Origin of the sequence: Burkholderia sp. Ac-20384 (assembly GCF_017104605.1) — a bacterium.
Lineage (GTDB): Bacteria > Pseudomonadota > Gammaproteobacteria > Burkholderiales > Burkholderiaceae > Burkholderia > Burkholderia lata.
This window is the reverse complement of the sequence record NZ_JAAGPE010000022.1, coordinates 52,805-63,682: the sequence shown is the minus strand read 5'-3', so window position 1 is coordinate 63,682 and position 10,878 is coordinate 52,805. Positions and strand designations below refer to the sequence as shown.

The window sequence follows — 10,878 nt, the reverse complement described above, 5'->3', positions numbered from 1 at the left end:
CTTCAGGCCAGCCTCGGCTTCCTTCAAGATGCTGATGATTTGCTCTTCGGTGAATCGCTTTTTCATTGCCGTTCCTCTCTGGAACGGACTCTACACCGTCACCGTACTAAACGCGGGGAGCAGGTCAACCGACTGCGACGTGCGAAAAAAACTCACATGTGAGCATGGAGGGTTTGGAGTTCAGGCCGTTGTTCGGCAGCAGCCGGCGGTTAAGCCATCTCGCGATCACGCAACAGTTGCAGACGGCGTGTCCAGTTCTGTGAAGAAGTCGGCTTCCTTTTTCCGACCCTTGATCAGCGTCATAGCTGTACGCCTAGACTTGTGCCTGCGCATCTGCGCAGCAATCAATGACAGTCCAACCCCGACCCATCAGCATGTCGAGTTCCCCATGCCCAAACGCATCCTTCCGCATCGCCAAGCACAGCAGATGAGTCGGGCGAGTCATGGCGACGTAATGGAGCTTGAGCCGCCCGAGCATTCGCGTGCCTTCAGGGACCTGCCGGCCCCTGGAGTTTGTCGAAAAGCCGCCCGATTTCGTGCCCAGCAACCATGGCTTGAGTTCGCTTAGATGATGCGCGTGGTAGAAACTATCGAGGACGAGCGTCGCCGTGTGCGTTTCGCCCTTCACCGCATGGATCGAGCTCAGCCGAATGTGTACCTGTGGTGCGTCGGGCGGATAAGCAAACAAATTATCGGTGCGCGCGGCGATTGCGGCTTCACCCTCAGCTACGGCCTGAGCCTGCGGCGGTGCTAAGAAGGTGGCAACGTCCTCGCCAAGCACCTCTGCGCCGCTCAGTTGCCGGATCACCGCTTCGATATGGGCTTGTGCTGCCGCTGCACAGACCGCAGGGGTGATATCGCCTCGGTGCGTCAGGATGATTTCTTGCAATGCGAGATATTCGCTTCTCGCATCGCTGTCGCCAAGTATCTCGACCACCCGGCGATGAGGCGATTTCCGTGCGCTCGCCCCGTACGGGACGCCGGCAAGCTCGCTTGCAGCGAGGAGCGCCGCCGCCACGGCGTTGATAAGCCTGTCCGTGTTTCCGCTGCCAGCCATCTCAAAACGAGCCCGCGCAAGGTATTGTGCGAAGCTGTTCGGCGTGGACTCCTTCCGAACGCATGCCGGGTCGTAACTGGGCACATAGTGTCCCATCGCTCGCGGGATGCGATCGTCGTCCCCGGGTTCGTGAACCCCGGCCACTGCAGTAAACACTCCGTGTTTCAACACAGTTGCGTCGAAGCTATCCAGCAAATGCTGGCCGTAGCGCTCCAGCACTCTCTGGACCGACCCGTCATCGAAAAGGAAGATTGCCGACGCCTTAGGATCGGCGCTGAGGTGTTCCGGTGGACCGGCGCCGATTAGCGCATGCGGCGTAACCCCCAATCCCCTTACTTGATCCGCAAGATTCTGACCAAAACGGTAGCTGCGTGGCATCGGATGTACAACGGCGCCTGGAAACTGGTCAGTCGTGGCGCCACTCTGGTTGGTGCTTCCGTAGATGGCCTGGTTGGAGTCGCCGAAACGCTGACGGCGCGACGGCGCGTCGCCGCTGCAAAAGATGCGGTGCAGTAGCGCCGATTGTGCCTCACTGTTGTCCTGCGCCTCGTCGATGAATACCAGCGGAAAGCGCCGACGTAGCATTGGAGTTGTCTCAGGATGCCGATCAAGCAATTCACAGGCCCATACGAACATTTCGTCGAAGCAGAAATATCCCTGTTCGCTCGATCGGCGACGCGCATCGATGATCGCTTGATATGTAGGTGTCAGCGGTCCGAAACGGCCTGTCTTGCCCCCGCCATAGTCAGTCTGGTCGTAAATCAGGCAGGTCTCGCTCAGATTTGCCTGCTGCAAAGCCCAGCGCCGATTCGCGGGTAACAGGCTCCAGCGCTTTGCAAGCGCAATCCTCGTATCGATGCAGCGCACTTCGACTCCTTTCGACCGGAGCCAAGGCAGCGCGAGATACTCGTTCACAAACGCGTGGATTGTGCCGACGAAGTGCGGGTAGCGTGTCAAAGAGACACCCGCCGCCGAACTGCTGAGCTTCGCGTTGATTTCGTTGCGCGCGGCGTTGGTATGCGACAGCACACAGATGCCCTGCTGACGGCTTGGCCAGCGCATCGCCAACACTGCGAGTTTTGCGACCAGCAAAGTCGTCTTGCCACTTCCCGGGCATGCCTCGAAGTCGATTGTGTCGAGTCGCAGCATTGCTCGGAGTCGGCTGTCATCACCCTCGACAGCCGCAAATCCCGCCGGGCCAAGCCCCATCAATACTGCTGCCCAAGTAACGTCTTCCTCGCGGATTAGATCGTCGTACATCACTCAGGCCCCCGGTGCCGGCGCTATTACTGCCGCGCCCGGTGCTCCGGCCGCGCCGCCTGCGAGCGGCGGTGCGAACGGCCCGGTGACATGCTCGATAGCCGCAACGATGTAGGGCGGCAGCAATGCGCGTAAGCTATTGGCATCCAGGTTATTGTCCGCAACCTCCTTTTCCAGCAGTTCGGCAAGATATTGCGCGCCGATCGCCTTTGAGGCCCCATCAGCCTCAAACAGCGCATAGACATGTGAAGCGAGCGTCGATGGATCATGGCCCGCATCGATCAGCGCTTGATAGGCTGCATCAGCGGCGGCAAGGATGACGGCCTGCTCGGCAGTGCCGGCAGTGAGGCGGTCATTGGCTAGCGCCAGCGTCCCTGCGCGGTAGACGTGCTTGCTGAGACCATGGAATGCGAGGTCAAACTCAAGCGTCCATTCGTCAGCGACGAACGTCTCGACCTTTTGGCCTGAGGCCTTCTCCTTGCGTTCGGCTCGCCGCTGTTCGAGGTGTTCGCCCGGAAAATCGTCCTTGATCCGCCATTGCCGCTTTGAGGGAGGTCTTAGAGGGATCGGTTGCCCGTCCTCCAGCTTACCGACGATCCAAGGCGCATTGTTGGGCATCACGTCCATGTCGGTGATGCAGGCGACAGGAATGTTAATGACCCCATCCTTCTCGACGTCTTCGCGCATGAATACGCGTGCGTATCGGCCGAGCCCAACACCGCCGACATTTACCACGGAGACACCGTGATGGTGGAAATCGCGGTCAAGTAACCTCGCTATGACGGGCAGGAGGATGTTCTCGGCATCCCCCTCGACGATCATCACTGCGCGCGCGAAGAATAAGTTTGCCTTGGTCACATCGAGGAAGCGCTCGAGAAATCGATAGTCTGATGTGCTGAGCTTGGTCTTTCCCTCACACAGAGGGAAAGCGCGTCCGCCTTCAATCAGTACGAGCCTGTCGAGTTGTAGGTCCGAAGCGAGATTGGCACTGTGCGTTGTAACGATGATCTGGATGCGCTGTCCATCGCCACGCGTCTTCTTTGCCTGCGCCTGCAGGAACGACATAAGTTGCAACTGCCGCTGTGGATGGAGATGCGCCTCGGGCTCTTCGATCAGCAGCAACGGGAATCCGTCGCTTTCAGTAGCGAGAAGCAGGAGCTCGCACGCCATGAACAGCAGGTTGTTTGAGCCGAGTCCACGACTGTGCGCGCTTTCGGCGTCAGACGACGCGGTCAGTACGAGCTCAAGCTTCTCAAGCAACTGCCGCAATCTGAGGCTGTCCTCCTGCGCGCCTGCTACGCCGATCCGCGCATTCAGCATATCGTTGGCGAACGAGAGGGGCTTCAGGTACTCATCATTGAGCCGCTTTCGAGCCTGCCTAATGCCTTCGCTCTCCCCAAGCAGATGAGTCGCATAGTCGCCGAGGCCCAACACACTCAACGTCGTCGGGTCGGGTGGCGGATCGGCAAGCTTGTCGAAAGGGTTTCCTGTGTCGCGGATTTCAGTGGTGTGTTGGAGGATCTGCGAAAGTCGCGATCCTCGCCCAGAGCTCATGGCCCGCTCGGCGTCGCGCAACGGCCGCAGATACGTTGCCGTCAGCAGGGATCGTGCCCCCAGATCGAGCAATGGGCCGTCTCCCTTGGCACCCGTGCGCCACTCAGGCGGAAGCACCCGGCGTGAGCTGCCTTCCTTGGTGTTGCGTTTCGCAACCCAGGTCACGATCAGTACGGTATTGGTTACCCCGGCTACCGTCTCATACGTGAGAAACTCGGCAAACGCGCCTCGATCAGCGGTGGTGAGGCCTCTGAAAGTCAGACGGATGATAATTTCGTCGGCACTTGGACCACCGGGGGTGGGCTGATGAAAATCAAGTGGATCCACTCGCAGCACGTCCTGGTCACGCGTGCCGACCACCAAACGTAGCGCGTCGATGACCGCTGTCTTACCGGCATCGTTCTCGCCGACCAATGCGGTAAGTCCCGGGGACAGTGGTAGCACGAGCGCATTGTTATTGGCACCAAACAGCCGGAAGTTCTCGATTCGAATTTCTGCGATATACACAGTGACGCCCCTGCCGCGTAGAGTCCTACCGATAGGCTAATCCAATGACACATGCGAGAGACTGAAAATTTCTCGGAAATTCTAACCGATCATTGGGGAAGCGATAGTCCGGAATAGAGTTTCAGGTGCGTCTACCAAACGGAATCCCCCACTTTTGACGCGAGTCAAAAGTAGAGTTTCTGTTGCGGCCATGAGCCGCTGTTTCGGCGCCATGCCGGCCAGGCCCATGTTAGGGCGCTCGTGATTGCATTGCCACATCCATTCGGTTGCGAAGTGTTGAACATGCACGGTCGTCCCACTCGTATTGCGACACATATCGAACATGGTTGGAGAGTAGAGCACGGGGACGACGTTTCGGCACACGAGCTGATTTCATCGACTCAGATGACGACAGAAATCTTGCGACTGAAGAGATCAGCGCGTTGCTGGTCGTGTTTGATCCCACAACCGTGGACGATGTGCAGGCGAATGCGTCTGGCGGTGTGTTGCTTACGTTGTCCAAGGGCTTGCGCATCGTCGTCAAGCCGGATGGCATTGCCCGCGAGGCGGTCACCAAACCCGTGTCCGAATGGCTGCTTTGTACGAGTGCAGACCGGTTGAATCCACCGTCGTTCAGAGTCGCTCGCGTCGCCCAGAACCGCCATTCGCTGTAGCGCGTCGCTCCAAGTCCCGTATCGACGCGTCAGCTAGATATGGAACCTAATCGCTGCAGCACGATTGCCCAACCAAACTCAGGTTCAGCACAAAGCTGTAACCTGGTTCGTGACGAATATGCACGAGCCTTACGCGTTTGCGCCGGGCGCGGTGTATCACCTGCACGAGCCTGACTTGAATCAGTAGGTCTACTACAGTTCATTTTCGCGATATCGTGAAGCAGATTTATGCCCACGAGATTCCGCACGGCGAGAAAATCGCGAACGCGGCTGACGAGGTTTGCGTCGCGCCAATCGCCACGTTTATGCCGAAGGACAGAAGGCCGACGACGTTGGAAATTCGGCTCATGCACCGACAGTTGGAGCAGGCAGCGACCTACCCGAAAATCCGGCCCGCTTTACGCCTCATTTTGCTGACGATGGTGCGCAAGAGCGAATTGATCGAGGCAACGTGAGATCAAGCAGCTTTTGAAGCTGCGGCTACCGGCCTGATCGAACTTCGACTCGATGTCTACGGCCCGGGCGATTGGAGCGTCCTTATCGATCCGGTACGAGGTCATGTACCCCACGTACATCGACCATAAGAACACTAGAGGAAACCCTGATTCGTCGCGACGAACCGCGATTGAATCTCACCCCCTGTCAGGATTGCCAGCTTGCTCACATACCGCCGCTCGCATGTAATTCGACCGCAGCGACTAGCTCAGCGTGAGACGGACGACGACGCACCGCCAACGATGAAAATGGCGTCATCCATTCCGTTTTTCAAAGCCTCTCTGAAGTTCGCTCAGCAACTCGGCCATTGCTGCATCAATCGGGACCGTGATCTCACGGATCGCTGTAATCGATGTGCTTCCGGATGCCCTGGAGCCCCACATGCACGACGCAACGCAACGCTTTGACGTCATCGTTGTCGGTGGAGGGCCCATGGGCCTGTCGACCGCTTACCATCTCGGCAAGCGCAAGGCCAGGACACTGGTGCTCGAGCAGTTCACCTTCGTGAACCAGCTTGGCAGCTCGGCCGGCGTGTCGCGCCAGTTCCGCATTCCCTATCCCGACGCGTACATGGTCAAGCTGGTCAAGCAGTCGATCCCCTATTGGGACGAATTGCAGAGCTTGACGCCGGTGCCGCTCATGGACACGGTCGGCACCTTGTGGTTCGGCGATCCGTCAGTCAAGTCGACCGAGGGCAATATCCCCGCCGCCGAGCAGGCGCTGAAGGCCGAAGGGGTTGCCTATGAAACGCTGGACGCGCACGAGTTGGAGAAGCGTTTTCACTTTCGCAATCTGCCGTCGACGTATACGGGACTCTTTCAGGCCCAGGGCGCCAGCATCGATCTCGCGGCCACGCAGCGGACGCTGCTCGACTGGAATCAGCGTTCTCCGTTCGTGCAACTGCTGCAGGAGGCGCCGGTCATCGGCATCGAGCGTCGGCAGGGCCTCTTTGAAGTGAAGACGCCGCTTGGGACCTTCAGTGCCGAAAAGCTGGTGCTGACGCCGGGCCCCTATGCCGACGACGTGTTCAGGCTGCTGGGGTTCCGTATCGCGGCGACCTACTGGAACATGGCCTCGGCCTACTACCGCAAGACCCGGCCGGATATCCAGTACCCCACCTGGTTCGTTTTCCAGAACCCGGTGGGCGACAACGGCAACCAGTTCTACGGCTTCCCGGAGGTCGCCTGGAATTACCCGGGCTATATCCGTGTCGCGTCCGACTTCGTCCTCGCGCCGCTGACGTCCCCCGATCAACGCACGCCCATTCCGAATCCCCAGGAACTCGCGTTCACGGCCGAATGGGTCGGCGAGCACATGGAGGGTCTCGAGCCGGTTCCGCGCTTCACGTCGACCTGCCTCGTTGCACTCAGCAAGATCGCGAACAAGGAATTGCTGATCGACTTCGCGCCCGACTATGTGCCGAACCACCGCGACATCGTCATCTATGCGACCGGCTGGGCCGGAAAGTTCGTTCCGCTGCTTGGCGAAATTCTTTGCCAGTTGACCCTCGACGGTCATACCCCATTCGACATCTCGCACTTCTCCACCGGTAGCCGCTATTTCAACAAGCTGGCCTGAGCACAGGCCGCGCATCTACGGGAGCAGGACACCATGGCAAGCAAGACCTATTCGATCTTCGGGTGTGGTGCCGCCGGCCTGTACACGGCCTGGCGACTGTTGAACGGCCAGGCGCGAGCGGGGGGCGATCCGCATCGGCAGTTGCAGCAGGGCGACGTCCTGGAACTCTTCGACTGGGGCAAGTACGATTTTTCGCAGGAATTTCAGGGCACCCGTGCGCCCGGTGCCCGGGTCTGCACCTGGCACTACAAGAACAATCCCGACCATTCGTACCTCGAGTTGGGCGGCATGCGCTATTCGCAATGGAACGGCAAAAACGACGGTAAAGCGCAGGGCCACCGGCTGGTCACGACGGTGATCGCCAAGCTCGGGCTCGACCGCTATGCCGTGCCGTTCAACGAATCGAGCGATCCCCTCTACTACCTGCGCGCCAGGAATCTCTATCAAAGCGATATTTCTTCGCGCAATCCGGCGCCGTACGCGGCCAACAACTTCGGTGCCGCGACCACGCCCGACCAGGGCTTCGCCGCCGTCGAGGCAGTATCGGTCACGAGCACCAGTGGTCCGAGTACGCGCAAGCAGTGGGACGCGTTCTATCAGGATGGCCGCATCACGGCCGAACTGCCGTCGAGCTCCATCTTCCAGAAAGGCGATCTGCTCAAGGACATCGGCTACTGGAACCTGATGTACGACCAGCTCGGCTCGGAAGGCTATCAGTACGCCGCGGACGGCAACGGATACTCGTCCAACGTGATCAACTGGAATACCGCGGTCGCCTTCGAGGCGAACAACGAATTCACGCCGGGCAATCAGTACATGACGCTGACGACCGGCTACTCGGGCATGTTTAACGCATTGTTTGCGGCCATCGAGCAGTTGGCGAGGCAGCGTGGCGTCACGCTTCAGTATTACCCGAACCAGCGGCTGCGCTCCATCCATGTCGAGAACGGCGTCGTCCATTACACGATCGCGACGCGGGAAGATCCCTACCGGGAGGCTGCCCGTCGGGCCACGGCGGCCGCCTGGCTGGCCATGCCGCGCGCGGCGCTCGAACAGGTTGCCCAGGGCTCCCGCTATGACGATCGGGGCGGACTGGACGTCCTGAACGACCGGAAGGTCAAGCTCTATCTCGAGTCGGCCATCATGCAGCCGTCTTACAAGGTCGGCATGTTCTTCGAGAAGGAATGGTGGCTGGACCCGGCGACGACCTATCCGCCCAAGATCAACGGCTATGAAGTGACGCACGCCGTGATCGCGTCGCTCAAGGAGCAGGACTTTCCGCCCGTGTTTCTGCACGCGATGTCGGGTTCGCACAAGATCCTGAATGTCCAGTTCGCGAGCACGGACGCGCTGGTCAAGGCCGTGGAAGAAGCGGCCGGCGAGCGGATGACCGTCAAGCAGGAAACGTCGCTGCTCATCGCCGCAACGCGCAACACCATGGGACCGAGCGTGACCGACACGCCGATCCGCATGGTGGTCTACTTCGGCAATAACGCGGCTGACAAGCATGCAAAGCCGGTCTACGGCCTGCTGGCCTCCTACGACGACGAAACCTTCACCACGTTTTGGCGCGAGCTGGAGCTCGGGCCGAACGAAGAGCGGCATGTGCCGATCGCCGACGATATCCAGCCGCTGATCGGGCCGCGCAAGGTGCCCGACAGAATGGTCAAGATGCTGCGAAAGCAGCTGGCGGAATTGCACTTTGGGCCGAACTCGAACTATGCGGATGTGCCCGAGCCGCTCGAGGCGGCCTATGTCGACTGGTCGCTGCCGCCGTTCCGTGCCGGCTACCACGCGTGGGCGGCGCACTACGACGTTGCCGACGTCCAGCAAAAAATCCGCAGGCCGTCGCAGCTGATCGACGGCAAGGATGCGCCCATCTTCATCGTGGGGGAGTGCTACTCAAACGATCAGGCCTGGGTGGAAGGCGCCTATTGCACGGCGGAATCGGTGCTCAACGATTTCTTCGACATCGAGCCGTTGATTGATGATTCCGAGTACCCGTTCATCTGCAAGCCAATCTGATTGTTCGGCGCATGCGGTTGCAGTTGAACGTGCCGCGGTTCTCCACGGAGCGCCGGGGCCGGGAAAGACGAGCGGGCGGGGCGGCGACGCGCCCGCTCGATTGACCGCGCGTTGCGTCGAAAGACGTTTGGCGCGCATCAGTACCGACATACCAGCCATTCCCTGCAGTACTGCACGACCCTCTATTTCAGACGTAGGTAATAAGGAGCGGCAATGCAATCTCTCAGACTGTGGCGGCATCTCGCGCCCGGCGGTTCATCCCCGGGGCGGCTTGCGCTTGGCAAGCTGGCCGCCGAAGGCCCTACCACCAAGCCTGTGCTCAACAATGAGCTATCGACGCGCGACTACGTCACCTACCTGCTGTCCATCGACGCGGAAATCGAGCATTGCCTGATGGTGCAGTATCTGTACGCCGGCTATTCGCTGGGCGGGCCGCAGGTGCCGGAGGCGTTTCGCGACACGGTCCGCAATTGGCAGGAGACCATCCTCGGCATCGCCAAGGAGGAGATGGGCCACCTGATCACGGTGCAGAACGTGCTGCGCCTGATCGGCTCGCCCTTGCATTTCGAGCGTGACGATTACCCGTGGGATACGCCGTTCTATCCGTTCCCTTTCATGCTCGAACCGCTGACGCTGGATTCGCTCGCGAAATACGTCTATACGGAGGCGCCGCCCGACTGGGACGGCGGCGAGCTGGGCGCGGATATCCGCCGGCGCGTCGGCGAGCAGGCATCCAATCCTCATCAGGTCGCCGAGCTGTTCGATACGCTGATTCCGCTCGTCAGGGACCACCTGCCCGATGATGTCTTCCAGGCCGACACCTACCGCTGCCAGGCGGATTTCGCCGAATGGGGACGCGGGTACAAGGGCGGTCACCGGGGCGGCGGCGGTCGCGCTCCAGGCGGAACGCCGGACGTGCTCGTGATGCCCGCCACCTCGCGCGACGACGCGGTGAACGCGCTGGATAAAATCGCCAAGCAAGGGGAGGCGCCCCACGGCAAGGATCCCTCGCATTTTGTGCGCTTCTTGCGGATCTATGTCGAGATGCTCGCGGTTGTCGAAGGCGAGCTGTTCGGCGTCGACACCTGGCGTGCCGCACGCCCCGACGACTTTCTCGAGGAAGCCTGGACGGAAGCCTATCCGGCAGCGGCGGCCGATCTGCAGGCGACGCAGGTAGACGAAACCTGGCGGCCTTCGCGGCCCGTCGCGGTCAATCCCTACGTGGCGCTCGACCCCGAGTTCGAGCCGGAGCTGGGGGGCACACCCGTGACGCCGATCACCGAGCCGGTGACCCAGCTGTGGGCGTCGCTGTTCAACCTGCGCTACCGCATGCTGCTGCAGTACCTGATCCACAGCTTCACGCTCTACGGCGGGCTCAATGCGGCCGGGCAGTTCACGCCGCGTGGCACGATCGTCAATGCGGCGTTCGGCGAGATGTACAACCTGCGCGCGCTCTCGGAGATCCTGATGCAGTCGCGCGTGTCGGCTGAGCCGGACGCGTCGCTCGCGGGGCCGCCGTTCCAGATGCCCTATACGCTCAACAGCCCGTTCGGTGAGGCGAACCGCTGGCGCGGGCACCTCGATCTGCTCGCGGCATCGGAGAACCTCGTGGTGGAGTTGCTGGCCAACACCGATGCCGGGCGCCATCCGTATTTGCTCAGTCTGCGCGAAGCCGACAGGAACCTGGCCGCCGTCGCCAGGCGCATCCTGTCCGGCGAAGTCGACCTGGCGCTACTCTAGGAGCCGCAC

At 60.6% G+C, this 10,878-nt stretch carries 6 protein-coding genes and 1 pseudogene; 5 read left to right on the top strand and 2 right to left on the bottom strand.

The genetic code is table 11. From position 1 onward, the window contains the following. Positions 1-313: 313 nt before the first annotated feature. Positions 314-2,317, bottom strand: coding sequence for a UvrD-helicase domain-containing protein (locus tag G3O00_RS06990; RefSeq protein ID WP_206142554.1), 2,004 nt, complete (start codon positions 2,315-2,317; stop codon positions 314-316). Between the two features lie 3 nt (positions 2,318-2,320). Next, entirely contained in the window at positions 2,321-4,378 is a 2,058-nt protein-coding gene (locus G3O00_RS44090; protein WP_206142553.1) for an AAA family ATPase, read from the bottom strand. Positions 4,379-4,704: 326 nt separating this feature from the next. Here G3O00_RS44090 and G3O00_RS06980 point away from each other — a divergent pair, with 326 nt between their 5' ends. The 5 genes and pseudogenes from G3O00_RS06980 to G3O00_RS06960 all read left to right on the top strand — a co-directional run bounded on the left by G3O00_RS06980 (position 4,705) and on the right by G3O00_RS06960 (position 10,869). Beyond that, a complete protein-coding gene (locus G3O00_RS06980) occupies positions 4,705-5,031 on the top strand; it encodes a hypothetical protein (protein WP_206142552.1) in 327 nt (108 codons plus the stop codon). A 188-nt stretch (positions 5,032-5,219) separates the two neighbouring features. Continuing rightward, a pseudogene (locus tag G3O00_RS06975) lies at positions 5,220-5,483 on the top strand (integrase); the annotation flags it as partial. 424 nt (positions 5,484-5,907) lie between these two features. Then, complete coding sequence (locus tag G3O00_RS06970; protein ID WP_206142550.1) at positions 5,908-7,104, top strand: FAD-dependent oxidoreductase; 1,197 nt, start codon at positions 5,908-5,910, stop codon at positions 7,102-7,104. Positions 7,105-7,137: 33 nt separating this feature from the next. Then, positions 7,138-9,129 (top strand): hypothetical protein, encoded by a 1,992-nt coding sequence (locus G3O00_RS06965; protein ID WP_206142549.1) that lies wholly within the window; start codon positions 7,138-7,140, stop codon positions 9,127-9,129. Between the two features lie 213 nt (positions 9,130-9,342). Next, a complete protein-coding gene (locus tag G3O00_RS06960; protein WP_206142548.1) occupies positions 9,343-10,869 on the top strand; it encodes a ferritin-like domain-containing protein in 1,527 nt (508 codons plus the stop codon). Positions 10,870-10,878 lie beyond the last annotated feature (9 nt).